A 22345-nucleotide genomic window follows, 5' to 3' on the forward strand; every position below is an offset into this window, starting at 1 on the left:
AGAGGAGGAAATAGATTCATGGTTTTTGCTTTAGACTACTTCCTGATAGGCAGCTTCTCCGCCAGGGTGTAAGCGGTAATAGATCGGATATGCCCTCGTGTAGAAATATTGAATCACAGGCCCAAGAAAGAGCATCGGTGCAAGGGTGCCGAGTCCGACCGGGCCACCAATGGCTAAGGCAAGGCTTGTCATGATCACCGCTACCAACGTTTGACCTGTCTGAAGACTCAACTGAAACCTGGCACTTACCGCAAGGAACAACTGATCGACCGGAGCCCTCGGAAATTGAGGCAGGATATAGATTGCAACGCCTAATCCGATGATTCCTACTCCAGCAAGTAGTGTCAGTACTTGCAAAGCGAATGGGGCGGCGGACAAGTTGACCGGAGCAAACACGACTTCCAGCCAAAAGTCCAAAATCAAGCTTTCAAGGAACACAGGCACGACCGCCCTCGATTCAGGTAATGAGTTCATCAATTTGGCATTGATGAAGATGATAATCAGTTGAAAAGCTCCGTACCAAAATCCGACCGTATAACCGAAGTGATCGGAAACTCCGATGAAGAACGAGGTCCAAAAACCGGCCCCGAGCGTCGCGTTGATGAGAAGGGCGACGCCGAAGAAATTGATGAACATACCGACAAGATAAACCGTGGCACGATAAAGCATGACAAATGCCTCCTTTCCATAAAAAAAGTGGTCACGAGTAGAGAATTTCTCTAATTCGTGACCACATTTTATTAGCGATGATTTTACAGGTCAATCAAAAAATTTTGGAAAGAAAACCGAGTCCCGCCATAGAGGATTTTCGATTTTTAAAAGACTTTCGTCGTCCAATCTTCACAGTTCCATACATCTGTGACGATATCTTCATAAAATTCAGGTTCGTGGGAGATAAGCAGGACGCTTCCCTTGTATTCTTTCAACGCACGCTTCAGTTCAGCCTTAGCATCCACATCCAGGTGGTTGGTCGGCTCATCGAGTACGAGCAGGTTTGTTTCTTTGTTGATCAACTTGCAAAGGCGGACCTTCGCTTTTTCGCCACCGCTCAATACTTGGACTTTACTCTCGATATGTTTACGGGTCAGGCCACATTTCGCAAGGGCCGCACGCACTTCGTATTGGGTGAAGTGACGGAACTCCTCCCATACTTCTTCGATACAAGTGTTGTCTCCAATCTCTTTCAACTCTTGTTCAAAGTAACCGATGTGCAGATGCTCGCCAAGCTCAACGGAGCCTGAAACCGGCTGAATCTCACCGAGGATACTTTTCAGTAAGGTCGTTTTACCGATGCCGTTCGCCCCCGACAAGGCGATTTTCTGTCCCCGTTCCATCGAAAGGTTAAGAGGCCTGGACAGTGGCTCATCATAACCGATCACTAGATCTTTTGTTTCAAACAAATACTTCCCTGGAGTCCTGGCCTGCTTGAAGTTGAATTGCGGTTTCGGCTTTTCAGCATCGAGTTCGATGACGTCCATCTTATCCAGCTTCTTCTGACGGCTCATCGCCATTTTACTTGTCGCCGCATTCGCTTTGTTTCGGGCGACGAAATCCTTCAGGTTGGCAATTTCTTTCTGCTGCTTTTTATAAGCGGCTTCCAACTGTTGTTTCTTCATATCATAAACACGGAGGAATTCGTCATAGTCGCCAGGGTAGCGCGTCAGCTCCTGGTTTTCCATATGATAGATCAAATTGACGACACTGTTCAGGAACGGGATGTCGTGGGAAATGAGGATGAAGGCATTCTCATATTCCTGAAGGTACGTCCGCAGCCATTCGATATGCTCAACATCAAGATAGTTGGTCGGCTCATCAAGAAGCAGAATCTCCGGCTTCTCCAGCAACAGCTTCGCAAGCAGTACTTTCGTACGCTGACCGCCACTGAGATCATGCACATCACGGTCAAGCCCGATTTCGTTAAGGCCCAGTCCGTTTGCTACTTCCTCCACTTTGGCATCAATCGTGTAGAAATCATTATTCGTCAGCATATCCTGAAGCACGCCTGTCTCTTCCAGCAAGTCCTGAAGTTCATCCGGATCGACTTCGCCCATTTTGGCAAAAAGGTCGTTCATCTCCTGTTCCATGTCGAACAAGTATTGGAACGCCGTCCGCAGAACATCGCGGATCGTCATGCCTTGTTTCAAATCGGCATGCTGGTCGAGGTAACCGATACGGATCCGCTTCGCCCACGTGACCTTCCCGGCATCCGGCTCGAGTTTTCCTGTAATGATATTCATGAACGTCGACTTGCCTTCACCGTTTGCTCCGATCAAGCCGATGTGTTCTCCTTTTAACAAACGAAAAGACACGTCATCGAAGATCGCGCGATCACCGAAGCCGTGGCTCAAGTTTTTCACTGTGAGTAAGCTCATTTTCGTTAACACCTTTTCTATCGTTAGATTCGTCCTTCTATATTATAAAGGGGAATGAGGGGAAACGATAGGGGAAAAGTAGGAAGAGTTGAGAAAGGAGTGGGTAGGTTTGTCTTATGATTGCGTCATCATCGGTGGAGGGATTGCGGGTTTGCAGGCAGGAATCATGCTCGGAAGATATCAACACCGGGTTTTGCTCATCGACAGTGGTAAAGGACGCTCGAATCTTTGCCGGAAGTATAATAATATCATCGGGTTTCCTGATGGCGTGAGTGGTCCGGAGCTACGTCATGCGGGTGTTAAACAAGCGAGGTCCTTTGGAGTGGAAACGCTTGAGAGTAAAGTCGTCGATGTGCATTCGAACTTCATCATTGAAACGGCTGAAGGGAAATCCATCGATACACAGACCGTCTTGTTCGCTACAGGGATCGAAGAAAATTTCCCTCCCATACTTGGTATGAAAGAATGCTTAGGTTTATCTATTTATGTTTGTCCGGACTGTGATGGGTACGAAATCATCGGCCAGAAGACGGCTGTCATCGGAAGTGGAGAAACGGGAGCGGGGCTTGCGATTGCGTTAAAAGACTGGAGCGAGGAGATTATCTTTTTCAACCATGGCGGTGCCCCTGTATCGCTTGAAATGCAAGGGGAGTTGAGAGAACGGCGAATCCTTGTCCAGCAAACGGAAGTGGACAGGTTCGTTCACAACGGAGGATTACTGGAAGCCATTGAAACAGCCGGTGATCATCGGTGGGATATCGATAAAGCTTTCCTTGCTTTCGGAGGGAATCGGGTTCAATCGGATTTAGCGGTTAAACTCGGAGCGGAAGCCACCGATAAAGGCCACCTCCTTGTAAATCCTAGAACGAAAATGACGAATATTGATGGCATATGGGCTGCGGGGGATGTGGTGGATCACACACAATTTGTCACCACAGCCATGGGTGAAGGTGCTCAGGCATCTGTCTGGATACACAAATGGCTGAAAGGGACAAGGTGATATCTTTGATTTCATAACATGGATATAGGATAATGATGGATATACAATTAAAGCTTCCTATCCTACTTCTGTATATATTGATCCACGCTCCACCTACTTTTTTCATGACATAAATCCAAAACATTCAAAACCAAATTGAGTGCATAAGGAGAATCGAAACCTACATGTTTTTTGACGCTTTTGGGACGGATTCATTTTTATTATTAACGGCATTATTATTATTCAGCGGCGTGCTTGTAGCCAAATTTTCCAGCCGGTGGGGTATCCCGGCATTGATCCTTTTCATTATGGTCGGCATGGCTTTCGGCAGTGAGGGACTCGGAATTGTTTATTTCAGTGATGCCGGGACGGCTCAGGTTATCGGTGTATTTGCCCTCGTCATCATTCTGTTCGAAGGTGGTCTACATACGAAGTGGGGAACTGTGCGTTCTGTTGCTGTCCCTTCGCTGTCACTTGCTACCATTGGAGTGTTGATTACCTCTCTTATTGTCGGACTTGCCGCCTATTTCCTGTTCGAACTGAGTTGGCTGGAATCGTTCTTATTCGGTGCCATCGTTGGCTCCACCGACGCAGCGGCCGTTTTTGCAGCATTGAAAGAAAGAAACATCAAGGCGAAAATGGGGGCCACGTTAGAAGCGGAGTCCGGGACGAACGATCCGATGGCCGTCTTCTTGACATTATCTCTTATTGAATTGATCACTTCAGAGCAATCATCGTTCTGGATGCTGATCCCGACGTTCTTTTTGCAGATGGGGCTTGGCCTGATCATTGGTTTAGCGTTAGGAAAATTTGCATCTTTGTCCATTAACCGCATCAAACTGGACTCCAGTGCCCTCTATCCGATTTTTTCTGTAGCATTCGCTCTCGCGACTTACAGTATCACCGCTTTTAGTGGAGGTAGTGGCTTCCTGGGGGTTTATGTAGCCGCATTGGTCATCGGAAATAGTGAACTGACATACCGCTATTCGATCTTCCAGTTCAATGAAGGATTTGCCTGGATGGCGCAGATTCTGATGTTCGTCATCCTCGGTCTTTATGTATTCCCGAGTGAATTGTTCACACCTGGTATTATCGTCAACGGCATATTGCTATCGATCGTACTTATTTTGATCGCAAGGCCGATTGCTGTTTTCTTATCGCTGTTCAAGATGAACTATTCAACAAAAGAAAAACTGTTCATCTCCTGGGCAGGCCTGCGAGGGGCTGTACCGATCGTACTCGCCACCTTTCCGATCGTGGAGGGACTTCAGAACAGCCAGGCTTTGTTCAATCTCGTCTTCTTTGTTGTGCTGACCTCAGCACTCGTCCAAGGATCTACAATTTCGCTTGTTGCGAAAAAGATGAACCTGGTGGGGCCGAAAAAAGACATCCCTCACCACAGCATCGAATTGATATCCATGGGGAAAGCCAAGGCAGAAATGATTCAATACCAGACCAATGCCGAATCAGCGGTTGTCGGCAAGAAACTCCATGAAGTCAGCTTTCCGAACCGGGCCAACATCAGTGCCATCATCCGTAACAATGAAGTCATTACGCCATACGGGGAAACAGAAATCAAAGCGGGAGATTTCCTGTACATTCTCGTAGAAGAAAAGTACAAGGAACAGCTCAAGAAAACGTTGGAACAGCGTGTACAAAAAAGTGAACAGCTCATGAAAGAAAAAGACGCTTCCTCCTAAAGCGTCTTTTTCTATGGCTACATAACTTCCACTAAGCTCCCTTTTGTGAAGGGGTAGTTTCGAGACTTTTGCATGAGGATGAGGTGGTTGGGAAAACGACTCGCTTTCCGTGGGCGAGTGCTGAGCCTCCTCGAGCTGACGCTCTGCGGGGTCTCATCTACTTCGCATTTCCCACAGGAGTCTCCCCATATTCCCAACCACCATGGATAATGAGATGCTCGAAACACATTTGGGTTCAGCAAGCTGTAAGGGGATGGAGAATAAGATAAACACAGCATTGGAAGGTGTTTTTCCTAATATGTGAGGACTTGATATAGGTGTTTTTGTTGATTTGGATGGGCTACTGTGAGTACTCTTGCTGTCATAATGATATAGCCAAATAACAGAGAGAGGATGTCTGATATCGCTACAATCAAGCATGGAAAATGTGAGTACAGTTGAACAAGGTAGGCTCCTTTGAAGGGGGTTTCGAGAACCTCCAGTGGTGAAGGGCGGAGGGAAACGGTGAGACTCCTATGGGGTATGCGGGACAGCTGAGACCCCACAGGACGTAGTCCGAGGAGGCTCAGCGCCCGTCCCATGGAAAGCGAACCTTTTCCCGCAGCCCCCACCCACTCAACAAACATCTCGAAAATGAGTCATGCATTATCCTGCCACTTTGATGAATATGAAATAAATTTAAGTCTTTAGGACATATGTCCTTTCAGAAATTGCCGTCATCCTTTTAAATGGATTTCAGAACAGGAGGATGAACGATGAAAGGTGCTTTATTTTCACTACTCGGAGGCTTGTGCATCACGATGCAGGGCATCTTCAACGCGAGGATGAGTGACTCCATAGGCGGCTGGCATACCACTTCGATGGTCCATCTGGTCGCTTTCACGATATCCATTCTCGTTTATTTTTATGTCAGGGACGGAAAAGGGAAAAGCTTTAAACGAGTGCCCTTCCTTTATTTGATTGGAGGGACGTTCGGGGTTGTCGTCGTTTTTGCAGAATTGACGGCCATTAAAATGATCGGCCCGGCAAGTGCCATCGCCATTTTACTCGTGGCACAAATCGGTACAGCTTTTGTCATCGAATCGAAAGGCTGGTTCGGTGAGAACAAAATTCCTGTGACGAAAAGGCAGGGAATCGGAATCGCTATGATGCTCGTGGGTGTCATCCTTTTCCAACTGTAAAAAGGAGCTCGTTTCTTATGAAAGAAAACAAAAAATTCAATCCGCATCCTTATATCGAGAGGTACGAGCTGGAACGGATTTTTCCTGAAGAATTTGTTCCGAAAATGAGCGTGTACACTTTCGCCAAAGGGGACGTTCTTTTCGCACCTGGGGAAACGTTGCATGACATGTACCTGCTCGTGGAGGGTAAGATCAAAATTTTCACCCTTACTCCGGAAGGGAAGTCTTTGATCAACCGTTTCAAACGACCGCTCGGCGTAATCGGGGATGTCGAATATGTCAAAGGGAACTCTGTGATCAACTCTGTTGAAGCGGTTTCTGACGGTGTGATGCTTGCTGCATCCTTTGAGGATTTGAAGGATCTCGAAAGGAACCATCCGCCATTCATTCGTTTTTTACTGGAGACGGTGGCGCACAAGTTTTATTCCGAATCCCAGGCGTCGAGCCTGCATATGCTCTATCCGGTCGAAGTGCGGCTGGCCAGTTATTTCCTATCCATCTCTTCAGATGGGGAAGGGACACTTTTTCATCAGGAGATGCGGACGGCGAATCTCACAGAGCTCGCTGAATGGGTGGGGACGAGTTACCGCCATCTGAACCGGGTGCTGAAGAAAATGGGTTCTGATGGGATTATTGAACGAGCGAAGGGCTCAATTAAGATTAAAGATTTAGAAAAACTCCGGGAGCTTGCGAACGGAAACATTTATGAGTAAGGAGGGATCCAATGCTTGGTGTTGTATTTTCAGTCGTAGCCGGAATTTTGATCAGTATGCAGAACGTGTTCAATGCACGTGTCAGTGAGAAAACAGGAGCATGGGCGACGACATCGCTCGTGCTTGGTTTAGGGCTTGTTTGTTCTCTACCCGTCTTCTATGCCATGGAAGAGAGGAGCTTGTTTGATTTCGGTGATGTGAACAAAATCTTTCTGTTCAGTGGCGTTTTCGGAGTAGGAATCGTGTTCTGTCTCATGCGCGGCGTAACACTGATCGGTCCGGCTTATGCGATTTCCATCGCCCTCATATCACAAATCGTCATCGCATTTGTCATCAATACGGGAGGCTGGTTCGGCTTCGATGCTTCGCCTCTTTCTGTGACGAAGCTTGCAGGCATCGCTTTGTTGATCGGCGGGGTGCTGGTATATAAATTGGAAAAACCTCCTGTGGAAGAAGAACAAGAGGAAATAGAACAAATGAGAGCGTGACCTCCTATAGAGGATCACGCTCTTTTTTTACATATTCTCCATCAGTTTCTTGGCAATCCGTTCATAATCATCCCGGTCGATACCAGGGGCGAATTCTTCAGGAAGGTCATCGAGGTCAGGAATCGGTGCTCCTTTTGGCGTACCTTGGATGACCTGAAGGGGCTGTCCGTTCTCAGGGTTCGTCCCTTTCCATATCTTCCTGATCTCTCCGTAATCATAGTCGCTCCACGTGTAGAGAATATTATCCAGTCCCTGATCAAGGTAGGGGCGGGCATAATCGAACTTCGAGTTGTCGAGGTCAGGCACAGGGAGCATTTTTTTCACATCGACACCTGTGGCGATCTCCAAAGCTTTTGCATAAGCAAGGGCATGCGTACCCCCGCGGACAAGTAAGTAGCCGATCATTTCACGGGCGGTCGGGTGGTCGGTCATTTCATAGACACGCATCTTATGGGTCCGTGCACCGAGTTCGAGAAAGAAGTTGTGCAAAAGGTCGAGCACCAGGTTGCCACTGGAAAACACGTTGTCCCCCGTCCAGGCTCGTCCCATCGAATCGCCTGGGAGGGCCGTTTGTGCGGTAGCGATGAATTGATAGGTATTTCTTTTGTTCAACCCATTTTGCAGGGGAGCGATATCGGGATCCCCGGTAAAAGTCACTCCGCGAGTAAGAAGGTTGATCGAATTGTTCACGAGTTCCACATGTCCGAATTCTTCCGCTGTAATACTTGCAACGAGATCATAGAATGGACGGTGCTTTTTCTTTTGGCGAAAAGCGAAGGACTGGAACATGTAGTTATTCAATGTGGACATTTCGCCGAACTTTCCGCCTAAAAGTTCCTGCACAGCTGCAGCCGCATTGGCGTCGCCGTGTTCAGGAATGGTCAGAGCAATCTGCATCCGGTCGAGTCGCTTAAACATAACATCCTCCTTTTATTTGTAACGTTGATCAGGAAACACCCAGACAATCTGCTGGGTCCTAACGAAAAATGGGGTTCCGCTCACCTCAACGACGATATGATCCGGCATGACCGTCTTCAACCCGCCTCGTACAGATCCTTGCGTCGTCTGGACGACGACAGGTGATCCCTGGATAGACAAGAGTGTCTGGTACACGTATGGATCGATGGCGGAATTCATAGACACGTTTTGAGAATTCATTTTTTCAGCTCCCTTCACAGGTAGTCTCATTTAAAGATGTATATGTACAAACCTCTCATTTAGGCATCCATTCGCTGGGAAAAGAGGCGAAGGTTTGTGTATTCGCCCCTGTGTTTTATTGAATATGAGCTGGATTTCGGATTTTATTAGCAGGTTTCGAAGTTTTATTGGCGACTTCATCCATTATATTAGTACCTGGCGCTAACTTACTTATTTTCTACGTGCTGAGTGATAAGTATTTCTTTAGCACTAGGAGCGGCCAAATGTAGTTGTAGCTGTGATAGTAGATGTAAAAGTTTCCGGGGAGACCTGCCCCCGTCGGGTATTCATATGTCCAGTCCTTCTCCTCCAGTTTTCGAAGCACACAAGAGATTCCTTTTTCAATGACCGGTGTCCGTCTTTCGTGCACAGCCATCAAAGCATCCAGAGCCCAGGAAGTTTGCGGAAGAGTACTATCCCCTAAAGGAATGTAGGTCTTTTCTTGGTCACTTTTACACGATTCTCCCCAACCGCCGTCTTCATTTTGAACGGCCTCCAAAAACTGCACGCCTCTTCTGATGGAAGGATCATCCTTGCCTACTCCTACGGCCCGCATTCCAGTAATGGCGGCCCAGCTTCCATATAGGTAGGTGATACCCCAGCGGCCATACCAGGATCCATCCCCTTCTTGATGGGAGCGCAGCCAGTTCACCGCTTTTTGAATGCGGGGATCGGTGAGAGGGAAACGAGCGTTACTTCCAAGGAACTCGAGTGTCCGACCCGTCAAGTCCGCTGTGGAAGGGTCGATGCTTGCCGACTCGGCCCCGTCTATTGGAACGAACTTCATGAGAGGATTGGTCTTGCCTATCTCGAAAGCCGGCCAGCCACCGTCATCATTTTGCATCGCGAGAACCCACTTTAAGCCTCTCGTGTAATGGCTCTGGAAAGAGGGATCATCTTTACGAAGCGCCCGCAAAGCAGCTGTGGAGTCATCGACATCCGGATGGATGGTATTGCTTTTGGAAAAACCCCATCCCCCTGGTTCGGTATGGTTGACAGCTACCATCCAGTCTCCGAATTTGGTTTGTTGATGTTTTAAAAGAAACTGTTCGGATTTGTGTAAAGGGATACCTGATGCCGGATGCGCCTGAAGGGCATGACTGATCAGCGCCGTATCCCATATATCAGAAGGCGAATTTTGGATATGGACGCCGCGTTCTGTCAGGCAGGCATGCTGCATGAGGCCCTGGATGGCTTTTTTGATGAGGGGGTCATGTTTTTGATACCCGCAACTCACCAGAGCATAGATCATATAAAAAGTGGAAGAGAAATAACTATAGAGTGTTCCGTCTGACTCGATGCGCTGCAGCATGTAGGTAAGAAGGCGCTGCCTTGAGAGCAGATAGAGTCGATGAGGAAGTCCGGTTAACGTTTTAACCGCACTCTGCACACTCGTTAACAAGGACCGGCTTGCCTCTGGAAGCAAGTCTTCCTCCTCTCTGAAAAAGCAGTCACTCATATCGGGAATTTGTTTATTTTTCAAAACAAACGGTTGATCGGATAAGAGCAGAACAGGTGCCATGTGCACACGTGCGTAACTACTGAAATCATAAAAAGATACAGGAGAAGATGGCGGAAGCAAAATGATGTGAACCGGCAAGTGGAATAGACTCGGCCATGGGTACTGCCCATGAATAGCCAATGTGATTTTGGTCATAGAATGAGCGCGGTTCAACCCTCCATGCTTCCGGATAAAAGCCTTGGCTTTCCTAATCGCGAGGTCACCATTTGAATAGTATCCGGCATAGAGAAGAGCGAAAACCGCTTCGATGGTTGCAGACAGGTTGCCTTCATCGTCTTCATAAAGCTTCCAGTATCCCTCTTCGTTCTGAAGGGAAGAGAGCCGCTCACACAACTGTTTAGTGAGCTCCTTTTCTTTCGAGAACGTTTGAAGCAGAAGAATCATATTGGCATCGGTCATCAGACTGTTTTCAAAACAAAAATGAAAACATCCGTCATCCTTCTGGCGGCCTTGGATTTCAGCCTCCAGTTGTTTGATTGCATCCTTGATCCGATCGTTCATATTGTTCACCCTCTTTGATTCCATCCTTCTGATTTATATGAAAAAGATGCCGGATTCAGAAGGGACTGTTTTTTCCATAAAAAAACGAGCTTCCTGTTCAGAAGCTCGTTTGTCATTATTTCAAATTCTCGCGGATATATTTGATGATCTTTCTGATTTCATCTGGATGCGGACGGCCGAATGGACTTGTCTGTCTTTGTTGATAAAGGACACGTCCCTGCTCATCTGTCAGGAAATAAGCTGGTTCCCCATGGGTCCCATGGTCTTCATAAGGCGCATGCTCATCATGATAATGCACATGGTAGTTGGATAGAAATTCTAAATTCTCATCCATCAGAATAGGGAAGGTGAAGTCATGTTCACTTACCATTTTTTCCAGACTATCTTTGCTTTCGTGAGTAATCGCGGCGAATTTGATGTCATGTTCTTCGAAGTAACTCAACGTGTTCTGGAATTCGTCCAGCTCGCTCATGCAGACAGGGCACCATGAACCGCGGAAGTACACGAATAAGTACCAATGATGGTTTTCTTTTAGATCCTCGGAAAAATGGAACTCTTCTCCCTGGACAGAAGACAGTTTGAAGTCCGGGGCATGTTGATATAATTTAAAGCTCATGGAATGACACTCCCTTTTCATTTTTATCCTTCATACATCCCCATACCCTTATCCGGCGGAATGTAATTATTTTTTTCGACATTAAATGATAAGAGAGTGTCCATTTCTGCAAGTCGCTGTCTTTTTAAAGGAATTACACCGTTGGTATTGAAATCATTATAGTAGTGAGTCCAATAGAGTTATAGAAGCTGTGGCGAAATACTTTTTCTTCATTCTTGAAAAAGGAAATAATACCCATTTTTTGATATGATGGGGGAAGATGGAAAGGAGGTTGTTTGATGAAAAAGATCGTTTGGATCATTTTGTTCATCCTTTGTGCGGGATGTCAGCAAGCAGGAAATGAAGAGTCATCGGTTACCATAAAAACCGAGGAGTTTGAAGCCGGCTCCTACACGATGAGAGGAATCCCGGGTAAAGTCGCTTTCATTGATGCCCCATGGATCGAAGGTGAGGTGCAAAAGTACATGTGGCATTTTTGGGGAAGTGGAGAAGAACTGGACGGCCCCTTCAAAGTAACAGGCACACATATGGAAACTGGTGAAACAGTCACCGTTCTGGAAACTTCAGAAGTCGCGGGGCCGGTAAATGGCGCTGATGCGTCTCTTCCGTCGAACATGTCCTTGCCTGAAAGTGGTGATTGGAGACTGGAAACGAGTCTCGATGGTGAAGCGTTTGGGACGATCCTTGTGAATGTGAAGGAATAAAAGGAGGGGTCCATGTGGAAACGGTTGGAGTCATGATTATGATCGCAATCGCTGTTGCTCTTGATTACTTTTGGTTCGATCGCGATCGGAAGCGGTGGGGCTGGATGAAGAACTGGACGCGCTTGCAGAGAGGTTTATTTCTTACCAGTTTTTTTGTAGCGGCGATGGTGATCTACATCGGTATGAGTCTGTAAGTTTGATAGAAAGGTATTCATAATATGAGAGTCTTGTTAGAGTTATTGCGCATCGTTTTTCTATTTATTTTCGGAGGGGCGCTGGTTTGGGTTGTGCTCGCTCCTTTCTATAACGTCCATCCTTTATCCAGAGAGTATCAATGGCTTGGCGCCCTCGGAGTGTACGGAATTCTATTTGTGTTTTATAGAAATCGCTGGCAGTTTTCCGGGTGGTATAAGGGCAAAGGGAGAAAGAAGCTCCCCTTAAGTTTGACTAGAATTATTATTGTTGGGTCGATGGTTCTGATCGCATCTCCATGGGTAATGGCTATGTTCAATTATTGAGGAGGGAAAAGACATGAAACGTAAGGAAGTTATCGAGTTGAAGTCCACAGAAGAGATTAAAGCGGCTTATCCCGTCATGAAGGAATTGAGATCGCATGTAAGTGAAGAGCAGTATATCGAATTGGTGCAAGAGGCGATGGAGGTGGACCGCTATCACCTTTTCGCTTTATATGCAGATGAAGAAATCGTTGCTCTTACGGGGTTCAAAGAGATGACGACTCTGTATTACGGTCGCTTTGTATGGGTTTGTGATTTAGTCACATCTTCCACCCACCGTTCACAAGGATACGGCGAAGAGCTGCTGACTTTCGTGGAAAACTGGGCAAAGGAACATGGTAGGGAGAGTGTTGCCCTTTCTACTGGTGTCAGTAGGCTCAGGGCCCACCGATTTTATGAAGGGAAAGTGGACTACGAACGGGTCAGTTATGTTTACAAGAAGGCCGTTCCGGATGACCGTGGCAGGTGAGGGGGGAAGCGGTCGTTTCCTCTACCCCCAAACTGGAATAGGAATGGAGGTCAAGGTATGAATAGGAACACGAAGGTCGAAGAGAAAGAAGCAATTGCGATCATAGGATACAGGGTGGTCTGTGATGGCGAAGATTATATTATGGAAATTCCGAAAGCAGCAGAAAAACTTCACCACCGTTTCCCGGAAGCAGACGTTCAAATAGGAGCATTTATCCCCGGAGAGTGTAAGGAAGAGAATGACGGGTATTGGATCGGCGTCCCTCAGAGTCCTGAAACGGCCGTTCCGGATGATATGGAGTCATTGCTCATAGAAAAGCAAACGTATGCGATCACTACATATGAAGGTTCAAACGATCGAATCCGAGAAGCTTATGAATCCCTGCACCACTGGATGGAATGGAAGGGGTATCCCCGGGAATTGACGGCCTGGCACGTGGAAGTCTATCATTCATGGCAGGATAAGGAAAACCTTCACATGGAACTATGGGAAACGGTAAGGACTTGACTCTGTGGTGCACCCCACGGTTTACTATAGAAAGTGGGAGGAAGCACGGTGTATAAAATCAGCGAATTTTCACAACTGACCGGACTCAGTAAAGAAACGCTCCGTTACTATGCAGAGGTCGGTCTGCTTGAGCCTGCGTACATTCATCCGGATAACCATTACCGGTATTATGATGATGGCAGTTATTTTTTGGCGCTCATGCTCGGGAAGCTGCGGGCGCTTGGGTTCACTATTCAGGAAATGAAAAAAGTGATGGATGATGAATCCTTTTTGCAACTCGAACAACTGCTACTGGAAAAACGCAGCAAGATCCATAGGGAGATTCACGATCTTCAGAGTAGACTTGCTGACATTGATGCCTTTTTAGAATCTGGCAGGGAGGAAGACGAATGATTCAATGGGAAAACGATAGAGTGATTGCCGCACCCATCGATGAAGTGTGGGAGCTTTTCAGAGACGTCAACATCAAGCGGATCATGCCTAAAGTTGAAGAGCATGAACTGATAGAAAAAAACGAAACGGAAGTAGGAGCCAAACACAGACAGACGTACAGGGAAGGGAAGCGTCTGGAAACCTATACGGTTGAGACGCTTGCCTATGAAGAATCCCCTGAACGCAAGCACAAAAAAATCGCGTTCGTCATCGGGAAAGCGTTTGAAGTGACGGCGTCCTTCCTTTTAGAGAAAGTGGATGAGGAACATACACGATTGACTTACGCTGGACAAAACAGAGGAGTGAATTTCGTCGGAAAAGCGATGATGAAACTCGCGAACAAAAAAGGGAATGATCGTGTGGTCGAAGAATTTTTGGATCGTGTTGAAAAAGAAGCCACGCACTCGAATGTATAAGAGCCCGTCCATGGACGGGTTTTTTGTTTCGTAAACTCGACCATATGGAAAGGTGTACACGTATGATTTTCTCTTTCTCCGCATAGAAATGTTTATAGTTTGGAGAGGGGGGATGAGGTGTATGAGTCACACTCCATATGGATATGGATACCCGCATACGGGGTTGTTTAGAAGTGCTGAGCAAAACACCGAAGATATTTTAGAAGGAATCAGAAGGAAAGATTCTGCTATTCAGATCTTTCGTCAATTGGCCGATGTAGCTCCTGATGAGTCCTATAAAAACGAAATTCGTCAAGCGTTAGAGAATGAGAAAAGGCACCTGGATCATTTTAAGAATTTATACACATCCTTCACTGGCGAGCAACCGGAATATGAAAGGGAAGACGCGGATTTCCGCACCTTTGAAGAAGGTTTGAGAGTCGGCTATGACCATGGAGTGGAAGAATTTGAAAAGTACCAGCGAGCTTATCTGGAAAACCAGGGAAATCAGCTTGGTGATGTATTTTACAGAGCCTGTCATGATAAAGCTGTAACGACCAATAAGCTCGTTGCTTTTTCACGAGGGGAAGGCCGTATGGTCATTCGAGATTATGGAGGGCAGCCATTCGTCCTCAATATCGAAGAAGCGACAACACAAAACCGTACATTCCGAACGGCTCTTTGGACGGGAGATCATCTGCAGGTTACCTTGATGAGTATTGGTGTCGGGGAGGATATCGGGTTAGAACTCCATCCGGATGTGGATCAGTTTCTGCGAATAGAACAAGGGCAGGGGCTCGTGCAGATGGGGGATAGCAAAGATCAGTTGAACTTCCAACAGGAAGTTTCTGATGATTTTGCGATCATGGTACCTGCAGGGAAATGGCATAACCTGACCAATACAGGACAGCAGCCGTTAAAACTTTATTCGATTTATGCCCCGCCGGAACATCCTTTTGGTACGGTTCACAAAACGAAAGCAGACGCTTTGGCTGCCGAGGAATAATAAGCCACACTCATGCGCGTATAGGAGTAACAGGCCAAATCGAATAGATTTGGTCTTTTTAATGTTTTCCCAGGTCAAAATTATTTCTGCCGTAACCCTCTATAAATATCCTTTGTATATTGATGCACGAAAAGGGTTTTTGGTATGTCACGTGGAATTAGGTGGAGAGTTTAACGAAGGTCTGTTCCGAAGTCCTGGAAGGCGTCATCATTAATCAAAGGGGTGTGAGCCAGTGATCTCAGCATGGATGGGAAGTATTGCTTTTTTCTCCGTGTCCATTTTGTACGTGCTACTTGCTTTAGGTCTGCCTTATGGAGAGTTTGCCATGGGTGGAAAATATAAAAGGTTACCAAAACAGATGCGCATCGCCACCGCCCTATCCATTTTGATACAATGGACAGCCATTTTGTTCCTCTTACAGATGGGCAATATCATTTCCGTTGATTTCCTGGCCCCTATGGCAAAAGGCGTGTGCTACTTCTTCGCGGTTTATTTATTCTTCAATACGACCATGAATGCTTTTTCCAGAAGTAAGAAGGAAAAGATGATCATGACACCCTTATCGTTCATCACGGCCATTTGTTTTCTGCTCACGGCTTTGAATGGTTGATGAGGCTGTTTGTTATTCATGGAAAATGAGAGGGATGATAGCTTACAAGCTTTGCTTTTCAAAGGGGGATTCATAGGTGAATTCTCCAGGGATATAGATAGAAAAAAAGCAATGGTCCTGTCATACTAGGGGGAGCGGGCGATCTTATACGGAAGATGATTGCTTGCGTGTTCATTATAATCGCCTATGAACTCTTAGGGAGGGGTTGTGTTGGTCTCCATTGTCATATGGACTGTAATTCTACTATTCATCATTCAACTGTGTCTGTTGGGAGGCCTGGTCCTTTCCAAGATCCATAGTTTGAAGGATGAACGATTGATTTCAACGTACATAGAAACCTGTGAAAAGCCATTCTTTCAATATTTGGAGAGGGAAACAGAGGAGTGTCCTGAGCTTCCAAGCGACATCCGCTACCGCGTTCGACTCGTCGAGCGGCTGTTGAATCGCTTTGTGGATCAGGCGAAGGGGCGGACCGATTATACGAGAGTGCGCGAAACGGCGCTGACGTATCTTTCGCATGCTTATCGTCTTTATTTGAAAAAAGGAAGCTGGTCCCAACGGGTGAACACCCTTCATTATATAGAAGATTTCGGCATGATAGATATGAAAATCGAAGTTTGGGACTATTTTAAACGTCTCACGGTAGTGGACGAAGAATACAGGCAGGCGGTGAGGGTACTTGCTTCCTTCCAGGACGAGCGAATCATTCGATGGCTGCTGGAAAAGGAAACGATTCCTCAACGTCTCGTCAAGCAAGTCCTGCGTCGTTTCGAAGAGGACCTTTTTCAACAGATGGTGAAGGTGGTAGAGGATGAACCAGGAAGAGTGCCTGACCCTGTTCATCTGGCGATCGTTTCATTCTGTGGAGAAAAGCAATCTTTGGATTATCTTCCATTCGTTGAAGGGATGCTTCTATCCCCTTCAAAAGAAATACGTCTCAAAGCTCTCCGGAGTCTAATGGAAATGAAGGCCTGCACCGATCACCATCAGCTGGAGAAATTCTACGAGTCAGACGTTTGGGAGGAGCGGATGTATGCAGCTAAAATAGCGGGGAGTCTGAAATTGGCATCTGCTCAGGATGCCTTGCTCAAACTTGCGGGAGACCCTCACTGGTGGGTAAGGTATTCGGCGTGTGAAGCGATGAAAAACCTCCCCGATGGAACCCGTCTGCTGGATTATACACACAAGCATCATGAGGATAAATTCGCCCGGTCCATGGCTAGGCAGCATTTGACAGTGAAAGTAGGGGATACGATATGAATGTTGATCTGTTCTATACCACAATGGAAATGATGGGGTATCTTGTCATTGTTTATATGATCGTCGTAGCTGTCGTCTATCTCGCTTTATTTTTGATCGCAAGTCCTAATATCAGGAAAGAACGGGGGCTTCATAGAGAGGAACTCATTGAGGATACCGCCATCAATACAGATACATTTCCGGTCTCCGTCCTGGTGCCTGCTTATAATGAAGAGGTCGGTGTCGTCAGTACAGCCCGGTCGATGTTGGCCCTGAATTACCCTCAGTCCGAGGTGATCGTGATTGATGATGGTTCGAAGGATGAAACGGCCGAGCGTATGATTGATACGTTTGCCATGGAACGAATGGAACTCGCCGTCCGGCGTCATTTCAAAACCGAGGAAATCCTGGAAGGCTATCAATCGACGACCCATCCGAATCTCTACCTGTTGAGAAAAGAGAATGGGGGAAAAGCGGATGCCCTCAATGCAGGGATCAATTTTTCCAAATATCCTTATTTTGCAGCAATCGATGGGGATTCGATTCTCGACCGTGATGCGTTGTTGAAGACGATGAAACCGATCATCGATTCAAATGGCACCGTTGCAGCGACCGGCGGTACAGTGAGAATCGCCAATGGTTCCAAAATCATCAAAGGCGTTGTCCAACGGATCGGTTTACCGAAACAGCCGATGCTCCTGATGCAGATCGTGGAATATTTCCGCGCCTTTCTAATCGGGAGACTGGGACTTTCCAAACTGAACATCCTGTTGATTATCTCGGGGGCATTTGGTGTTTTTGAAAAAAATCGAGTCATCAAAGCGGGAGGGTATGATTCCAATACCGTCGGCGAGGATATGGAACTCATTGTCCGCATCCATCGGTCGTTGAAAGATGAAAAGTCACGGCAGAGGATCGAGTATATCCAGGATCCCGTCTGCTGGACAGAAGCGCCCTCTACATTTTATTCCTTGAGAGCACAGAGGAAGAGATGGCAGAAAGGGCTTGCGGAAACCCTTTGGAAACATAGAGAAATGATTTTCAATCCAAAATACAAAGGGATCGGCATGTTTTCTCTCCCTTATTATCTTTTCGTCGAACTATTGAGTGCGATTTTTGAAATGATCGGATACTTCATCATCATTTCCGGGATTTTCTTTTCATTTGTATCGATCGAAATAACCATCGTCGTCAGTTTGTTGACCGTCTTCTATGGTTCCATGATCTCCTCTCTCGCCGTTTTACTGGAAGAATGGACTTATCATAAAAACCCTGACCCGAAAAGTGTACTACTGTTATATGGGTGGGCTCTCTCCGAAAGCTTTTGGTATCGGCCTCTCCTGGTATGGTGGAGGTGCGAAGGTTTATTCCTATTTCTATCAAAGAGGAAAAGTTCCTGGGGAAATATGAACCGGAAGGGTTTATCACAGGACTATTAGGTAGCCTCCTTGGCTTTGAATCTTAAAATCCATCGTTTTTGAACAGGAAAAGACTTCAGACATGGAGAATCTATGGACTAGTAAAGGAGGTCATGTCGTGGAAGTCACGATTCTTGATTTACCCGCATTTAAGGTGCGAGGACGTAAATGGGAAGGAAGGTATGAAGAAGTTCCTGTATTAAAAGAAGTGATTAAAAAGGTAGAGAACGAAAAAGAAGAAATAAATCCTGTAGACCCTGATTTCCAGTGGGGGTTATCGGTTCATACAGTTGAAAATGGCTTTGTCCATTTCAGCGGTTTCGAGGTGGACCCTGGAAGCAGTCAGGAAGCGTATGAAGAAATGAGTGTACCTCCACATACGTATTTGAACGTCCATCATCCGAAAGGCAGAGACATCGGTGAAACCTATGCTGCCATTTACCAATGGTTTCGGGAAGGGAATGGGGAGCCCTACCTTGAACCTGATACGGAATATTTTGATGGACTGCCGTTGAAATTCGAAAAGTATCCGGTTGACCGGGATTTTGATGACCCCCATTTTGATATTTATATTCCAATCAAAGCATAGAATAGAAAAAGAGCCCGCGCAGGGCTCTTTTTTTAATAGACTTTATCTCCATTGAAAATGGAATTTTTGACGATGACATAATCGACGTGGCGGATGCTGTCAAGATCCGTGCCGCCGGCGTAACTGATGGCCGATTGCAGGTCCTGTTCCATTTCCGTCAACGTATCCTGAAGGGCGCCTTTATGTTCCACGAACATTTTCTTGCCTTCTACGTTTTTCTTTTCCCCTTTTTGGTACTCAGAAGCGGAACCGAAGTATTCTTTGTAAAGCTTACCGTCTCGTTCTACTGTGTCACCAGGGGACTCTTCGTGGCCTGCGAATAGAGAGCCGATCATGACCATCGTGGCTCCAAAACGGATCGATTTGGCGATGTCCCCGTGTGTACGGATGCCGCCATCAGCGATGACAGGCTTGCTTGCTGCTTTCGCGCACCACCTTAGGGCTGCCAACTGCCAGCCTCCTGTGCCGAAGCCGGTTTTAATCTTCGTGATACAAACTTTCCCTGGACCGATCCCGACTTTGGTGGCATCCGCACCAGCGTTTTCGAGTTCCCGGACGGCTTCCGGCGTTCCGACGTTACCGGCAATCACAAATGTTTCCGGCAGGTGCTGTTTAATGTGCTGAATCATATCAATGACCGCCGTGGAATGTCCGTGGGCGATATCAATCGTGATGTATTCCGGCACCAGTTCTTTCGTAGCCAACATCTGGACAAATTCGTATTCTTCAGGTTTCACACCGACACTGATGGAAGCGATCAATCCTTCGCTTTGCATTTTTTCTACAAAAGACAAACGAGTTTCAGGCTCAAAACGGTGCATCACATAGAAGTAACCTTCCTGTGCTAACTGAGCAGCAATGGTTTCATCAATGATCGTCTGCATGTTCGCGGGTACGACAGGCAGTTTGAATGTATGGTTGCCGAGTTTAACCGATGGGTCACAGGCCGAACGGCTGTTTACGACACATTTCGCGGGAATTAGTTGGATATCTTCGTAATCAAATACATTTTCCATGGATTTCACTCCTAAAACCGAATATTTAAAAGGTTAATTAAAATTATTGTTCGTACATTAGTAATTTACCTTATCTTTGTTCTGTTGTCAAAGGTTCATGGTAAAATGATGAAAAAAGGGGGAGAAAGTATGTTTGTACATAAGATCGATCATGAGCTGTCACTCAAACTTGCAGGCCCGGAAGATGCGGATGCGCTCTTTCATCTGACGGATGGATCCCGTGAGCATTTGCGTGAATGGCTACCATGGCTGGATTCAACGAAAACTGTGGAAGACACGAAATCATTCATTCAATCAGGAAGGCAAGGCTTTTCAGAAAACAAAAGCATGACAACTATGGTACTCTATAATGGTGCCATTGCGGGTACGGCAGGTTTCAATGAAATCGACCACACAAACAGAATCGTGAAAATCGGTTATTGGCTCGGTCGGGAATTCCAAGGGAAAGGAATCATGACACGTGTGGCCCAGGCGTTGACGGACTATGCACTCTTGGAACTGAACATGAACCGAGTGGAAATCCGTGTAGCGGAAGGCAATGAAAAAAGCGCGGCGATTCCGAAGCGCCTTGGATTCAAGAAGGAAGGGACCATCAGGGGTGCGGAATGGCTGTACGACCATTATGTCAATCACACCATCTATGGAATCCTGGCGGAAGAATAGAAGAAGTAAATGGTTGGATTATAAATAAAGAGAAGTAGAGGGATAAAGATGGAAACGCAATACAATAGAAAAATCATACTCGTGACATTCATGATTGGAGCATTTTTTGCCGTTCTGAATGAGACGCTGCTCAATATTGCACTTACGGAGCTGATGGAGGTGTTCGGCCTCGATGCGCCTACGGTCCAATGGATGGCCACCGGGTTCATGCTCGTCATGGGTGTGTTGATGCCGGTCTCTGCGTTGCTGATTCAATGGTTCACAACAAGACAGATGTTCATCGGTGTGATGACTGTGTTCTTAGCAGGAACAATCATTGCAGCGTCGGCCTTTAATTTTCCGATGCTATTGACAGGACGGATGATTCAGGCGGTCGGGACGGGGCTATTGATCCCTGTCATTATGAATGCCTTATTACTGCTTTATGAACCGGAAGTCCGTGGCCGGATCATGGGGACGTTCGGTCTTGTCATCATGTTTGCCCCAGCCATCGGGCCTACGCTCTCAGGCGTTATTGTAGACTTCCTGGGCTGGAGATGGTTGTTTATCACCGTCATTCCGTTTGCCTTATTTTCGATATTATTTGCCGTGAAGTATTTGGAGAATGTTGGGGAAGTGACGCGTCCGAAGGCGGATCTATTCTCGATTGTCCTGTCATCCATCGGGATCGGGGGCATCGTCTATGGGTTCAGCAGCGCAGGGGAAAGTGGAGAAGGATTCTCTTCTCTCAACATCCTCATCATTTTAGGCGTGGCTTTTCTCAGTTTGACTCTTTTTGTCCTCCGGCAATTGAAATTGGAAGAACCTTTGTTGGATGTTCGTGTCTTTACGTATAAAAGTTATGCAAGAGGGATTACGATCTTCGTGATCGTCATCATGGCGATGTTCGCTTCAGAAATCGTCATGCCGATGTATCTGCAGGGACCTTTAGGGTTTTCAGCGAAGACAGCTGGGTTGCTGCTGCTTCCCGGTGCATTATTGAACGGTTTGATGTCTCCGGTGATGGGGACGCTCTTTGATAAATTCGGTCCAAGGAAATTAATCATCCCGGGTACACTAGTGCTGGTAGGAGTCATGATCTTCTTCAGCAACATCGGGCCGTCCATTCCTGTATGGTCCTTTATTCTGGCGTATGTGTTATTGATGCTGGCCGTTTCAGCGGTGCTCATGCCTTCTCAGACGAATGCGTTGAATGAACTGCCGAAGCATTTATACCCGCACGGAACGGCGATCGCAAATACATTGCAGCCGATTGGTGGAGCCCTTGGTGTTTCCATTTTCGTAAGCATCATGACTCAGGGAGAGAGAAGCTATTTGAATGATGTATCAGGAGAAGTAACAGGCGAAGTCATGGGACAGGCGATGACAGCAGGGGTCCATCAGGCGTATTGGTTCGCTTTAGGCCTTGCCGCCCTCACCTTTGTGGTGGCTTTGTTCATCAGAAAAGCGGTTGCGCCGGATTATTCAGCAGAACAGCAATAAAAAAGAAGCAGGACCATTCCAAGAAGGAATG

Annotated in this window: 26 protein-coding genes; 19 read left to right on the forward strand and 7 right to left on the reverse strand. The window is 46.7% G+C overall.

The annotated features are described in order from the left end of the window. Window positions 1-30: 30 nt before the first annotated feature. Together GLW00_RS16105 and GLW00_RS16110 are read right to left on the reverse strand one after the other, a co-directional pair. Window positions 31-669: a YczE/YyaS/YitT family protein gene (locus GLW00_RS16105; RefSeq protein WP_160915773.1), complete on the reverse strand. Its 639-nt coding sequence runs from the start codon at window positions 667-669 to the stop codon at window positions 31-33. A gap of 146 nt (window positions 670-815) precedes the next feature. Beyond that, window positions 816-2372: an ABC-F family ATP-binding cassette domain-containing protein gene (locus GLW00_RS16110; RefSeq protein WP_160915775.1), complete on the reverse strand. Its 1557-nt coding sequence runs from the start codon at window positions 2370-2372 to the stop codon at window positions 816-818. Between the two features lie 109 nt (window positions 2373-2481). Between GLW00_RS16110 and GLW00_RS16115 the strand changes: the two genes are divergently transcribed. The 5 genes from GLW00_RS16115 to GLW00_RS16135 all read left to right on the forward strand — a co-directional run bounded on the left by GLW00_RS16115 (window position 2482) and on the right by GLW00_RS16135 (window position 7433). After that, entirely contained in the window at window positions 2482-3372 is an 891-nt protein-coding gene (locus tag GLW00_RS16115) for an NAD(P)/FAD-dependent oxidoreductase (protein ID WP_160915777.1), read from the forward strand. A gap of 164 nt (window positions 3373-3536) precedes the next feature. Next, window positions 3537-5051, forward strand: coding sequence for a potassium/proton antiporter (locus tag GLW00_RS16120; protein ID WP_160915779.1), 1515 nt, complete (start codon window positions 3537-3539; stop codon window positions 5049-5051). Between the two features lie 755 nt (window positions 5052-5806). After that, on the forward strand, window positions 5807-6232 hold the full coding sequence (locus tag GLW00_RS16125) for a DMT family transporter (protein WP_089652086.1): 426 nt from the start codon (window positions 5807-5809) through the stop codon (window positions 6230-6232). 17 nt (window positions 6233-6249) lie between these two features. Continuing rightward, window positions 6250-6945: a Crp/Fnr family transcriptional regulator gene (locus GLW00_RS16130; protein ID WP_160915780.1), complete on the forward strand. Its 696-nt coding sequence runs from the start codon at window positions 6250-6252 to the stop codon at window positions 6943-6945. A gap of 11 nt (window positions 6946-6956) precedes the next feature. After that, window positions 6957-7433 carry a DMT family transporter gene (locus tag GLW00_RS16135; protein WP_160915781.1) on the forward strand — a complete coding sequence of 159 codons (477 nt, stop codon included), beginning with the start codon at window positions 6957-6959 and terminating at the stop codon, window positions 7431-7433. A 27-nt stretch (window positions 7434-7460) separates the two neighbouring features. Here GLW00_RS16135 and GLW00_RS16140 read toward each other — a convergent pair whose 3' ends face one another. The 4 genes from GLW00_RS16140 to GLW00_RS16155 form a co-directional block, all read right to left on the reverse strand. Further along, window positions 7461-8351, reverse strand: coding sequence for a manganese catalase family protein (locus GLW00_RS16140; RefSeq protein WP_160915782.1), 891 nt, complete (start codon window positions 8349-8351; stop codon window positions 7461-7463). 12 nt (window positions 8352-8363) lie between these two features. Continuing rightward, complete coding sequence (locus tag GLW00_RS16145; protein WP_160915783.1) at window positions 8364-8591, reverse strand: YuzF family protein; 228 nt, start codon at window positions 8589-8591, stop codon at window positions 8364-8366. 217 nt (window positions 8592-8808) lie between these two features. Continuing rightward, window positions 8809-10653, reverse strand: coding sequence for a squalene--hopene cyclase (shc, locus tag GLW00_RS16150; protein WP_160915784.1), 1845 nt, complete (start codon window positions 10651-10653; stop codon window positions 8809-8811). A 115-nt stretch (window positions 10654-10768) separates the two neighbouring features. Continuing rightward, window positions 10769-11269 carry a peroxiredoxin family protein gene (locus GLW00_RS16155; protein ID WP_160915785.1) on the reverse strand — a complete coding sequence of 167 codons (501 nt, stop codon included), beginning with the start codon at window positions 11267-11269 and terminating at the stop codon, window positions 10769-10771. Window positions 11270-11547: 278 nt separating this feature from the next. Between GLW00_RS16155 and GLW00_RS16160 the strand changes: the two genes are divergently transcribed. The 12 genes from GLW00_RS16160 to GLW00_RS16215 all read left to right on the forward strand — a co-directional run bounded on the left by GLW00_RS16160 (window position 11548) and on the right by GLW00_RS16215 (window position 19153). Then, a complete protein-coding gene (locus GLW00_RS16160; protein WP_160915786.1) occupies window positions 11548-11973 on the forward strand; it encodes a DUF4871 domain-containing protein in 426 nt (141 codons plus the stop codon). Between the two features lie 14 nt (window positions 11974-11987). Beyond that, window positions 11988-12167 (forward strand): hypothetical protein, encoded by a 180-nt coding sequence (locus tag GLW00_RS16165; RefSeq protein ID WP_160915787.1) that lies wholly within the window; start codon window positions 11988-11990, stop codon window positions 12165-12167. A gap of 24 nt (window positions 12168-12191) precedes the next feature. Next, window positions 12192-12491: a hypothetical protein gene (locus GLW00_RS16170; RefSeq protein ID WP_160915788.1), complete on the forward strand. Its 300-nt coding sequence runs from the start codon at window positions 12192-12194 to the stop codon at window positions 12489-12491. A gap of 13 nt (window positions 12492-12504) precedes the next feature. Next, window positions 12505-12957, forward strand: a complete 453-nt coding sequence (locus GLW00_RS16175; protein WP_160915789.1) for a GNAT family N-acetyltransferase — start codon at window positions 12505-12507, stop codon at window positions 12955-12957. A gap of 57 nt (window positions 12958-13014) precedes the next feature. Continuing rightward, window positions 13015-13464, forward strand: coding sequence for a GyrI-like domain-containing protein (locus tag GLW00_RS16180; protein WP_160915790.1), 450 nt, complete (start codon window positions 13015-13017; stop codon window positions 13462-13464). Between the two features lie 48 nt (window positions 13465-13512). After that, window positions 13513-13857: a MerR family transcriptional regulator gene (locus GLW00_RS16185; protein WP_160915792.1), complete on the forward strand. Its 345-nt coding sequence runs from the start codon at window positions 13513-13515 to the stop codon at window positions 13855-13857. Continuing rightward, on the forward strand, window positions 13854-14312 hold the full coding sequence (locus GLW00_RS16190) for an SRPBCC family protein (RefSeq protein ID WP_160915793.1): 459 nt from the start codon (window positions 13854-13856) through the stop codon (window positions 14310-14312). Before GLW00_RS16185 ends, GLW00_RS16190 begins: the two co-directional genes overlap by 4 nt. Window positions 14313-14433: 121 nt before the next feature. Then, window positions 14434-15297: a cupin domain-containing protein gene (locus GLW00_RS16195; RefSeq protein WP_160915794.1), complete on the forward strand. Its 864-nt coding sequence runs from the start codon at window positions 14434-14436 to the stop codon at window positions 15295-15297. A gap of 232 nt (window positions 15298-15529) precedes the next feature. Further along, window positions 15530-15907 (forward strand): hypothetical protein, encoded by a 378-nt coding sequence (locus tag GLW00_RS16200; RefSeq protein ID WP_160915795.1) that lies wholly within the window; start codon window positions 15530-15532, stop codon window positions 15905-15907. A 210-nt stretch (window positions 15908-16117) separates the two neighbouring features. Continuing rightward, complete coding sequence (locus GLW00_RS16205) at window positions 16118-17167, forward strand: HEAT repeat domain-containing protein (protein ID WP_160915796.1); 1050 nt, start codon at window positions 16118-16120, stop codon at window positions 17165-17167. Next, window positions 17164-18585, forward strand: a complete 1422-nt coding sequence (locus GLW00_RS16210; RefSeq protein ID WP_160915797.1) for a glycosyltransferase family 2 protein — start codon at window positions 17164-17166, stop codon at window positions 18583-18585. The genes GLW00_RS16205 and GLW00_RS16210 overlap by 4 nt, the downstream gene beginning before the upstream one ends. Window positions 18586-18682: 97 nt before the next feature. Then, the gene (locus GLW00_RS16215) at window positions 18683-19153 is read left to right on the forward strand and encodes a GyrI-like domain-containing protein (protein ID WP_335808491.1); all 471 of its coding nucleotides are present in this window, start codon (window positions 18683-18685) and stop codon (window positions 19151-19153) included. Window positions 19154-19185: 32 nt separating this feature from the next. Here the strand turns inward: GLW00_RS16215 and guaC are convergent, their stop codons facing one another. Then, on the reverse strand, window positions 19186-20169 hold the full coding sequence (gene guaC / locus GLW00_RS16220; RefSeq protein WP_160915799.1) for a GMP reductase: 984 nt from the start codon (window positions 20167-20169) through the stop codon (window positions 19186-19188). Between the two features lie 129 nt (window positions 20170-20298). Between guaC and GLW00_RS16225 the strand changes: the two genes are divergently transcribed. Both GLW00_RS16225 and GLW00_RS16230 read left to right on the forward strand, forming a co-directional pair. Continuing rightward, window positions 20299-20832: a GNAT family N-acetyltransferase gene (locus tag GLW00_RS16225; protein WP_160915800.1), complete on the forward strand. Its 534-nt coding sequence runs from the start codon at window positions 20299-20301 to the stop codon at window positions 20830-20832. A gap of 48 nt (window positions 20833-20880) precedes the next feature. Next, window positions 20881-22314, forward strand: a complete 1434-nt coding sequence (locus tag GLW00_RS16230; protein ID WP_160915801.1) for an MDR family MFS transporter — start codon at window positions 20881-20883, stop codon at window positions 22312-22314. Window positions 22315-22345 lie beyond the last annotated feature (31 nt).

Origin of the sequence: Halobacillus litoralis, assembly GCF_009856445.1 — a bacterium.
GTDB lineage: Bacteria > Bacillota > Bacilli > Bacillales > Halobacillaceae > Halobacillus > Halobacillus litoralis.